The organism is Rhodopseudomonas rhenobacensis (genome assembly GCF_014203125.1).
In the GTDB taxonomy this organism is placed as follows: Bacteria; Pseudomonadota; Alphaproteobacteria; order Rhizobiales; family Xanthobacteraceae; genus Rhodopseudomonas_A; species Rhodopseudomonas_A rhenobacensis.
On record NZ_JACHIH010000071.1, the window covers coordinates 1 to 1,059 of the forward strand.

Here is a 1,059-nt window from a genome sequence, read left to right on the forward strand (position 1 = left end):
CCGGCAACAACCGTGGGTGAGCCTGGGACCATCGCCGTTGTCACGCACGACCGAACAGTCGCTGGACCGCACTCGTACGCACAAGGCAGGTTACCGTGAACAAGATCATTTGTGGAGTGGACGTTTCGAAGGCCCAACTCGATGCCTGCATCATGCCGGGATCGGTGTTTCGAAGTTTCAGAAACAGCCCGGCGGGGATCGCCGATCTGGCGGGGTTGTGCCGCTCGCATGATGTCGCGCTGGTGGTGATGGAAGCGACCGGCGGTTATGAACGCCGGGCGTTTGCGTTGCTGTGGGAACAGGGGCTGCCCTGCGCGGTCGCCAATGCGCGCAATGTCCGGAATTTTGCCGAGGCGATGGGCGCGCTGGAGAAGACCGACAGGATCGATGCCGGCATGATCGCCCGCTATGCGCAGGCCAAGGAGCTGCGGCCGACACCGCTGCCGAGCCTTGCCCAACAGCGTTTGAAGGACCTTGTGGCAAGGCTGCGACAGGTCACCGACGATCTGATCGTGCAGAAGCAGCGGCGCGCCCATCTGCTCGACAAAGCCGAGATGCTGGCCAGCATCGACGAGGTGATCGCGCTGCTGAAGCAGCAGTCGCGCAAGTTGGAAGGCGAGATCGGCTCGATGATATCCGATGACCCGTTGTGGGCGCAGTTGTCGGACACCTTCCGCACCATCAAGGGTGTCGCCGATCGCACCGTCGCCTGGCTGATGGCCGACCTGCCGGAGATCGGTACCTACAACAACAAGGCCATCGCCAAGCTGGTTGGTGTCGCCCCGATCGCCAATGACAGCGGCAAGCGGAAAGGCAAGCGCCCGGTTCGCGGCGGCCGGTCCGGCGTGCGTTCGATCCTGTTCCTGGTTGCCGCCATCGCCGCGCGCTATGATAAAAGCCTGGCCGAATTCCGCGCCCGGCTGGCCGCCGCCGGCAAGGAAAAAATGGTCATTCGCATTGCCCTGGCGCGCAAACTCCTGGTCCGCCTCAACGCCAAAGCGCGCGATGCGCGAGCCGAATACGCTAATGCAACTTGACACGCCAGATAGTCGCTCACCC

At 63.2% G+C, this 1,059-nt stretch carries 1 protein-coding gene; it reads left to right on the forward strand.

All coding sequences use genetic code 11. The annotated features are described in order from the left end of the window. Nucleotides 1-95: 95 nt before the first annotated feature. Nucleotides 96-1,037: an IS110 family RNA-guided transposase gene (locus tag HNR60_RS23930; RefSeq protein ID WP_184262940.1), complete on the forward strand. Its 942-nt coding sequence runs from the start codon at nucleotides 96-98 to the stop codon at nucleotides 1,035-1,037. Nucleotides 1,038-1,059: the final 22 nt, after the last annotated feature.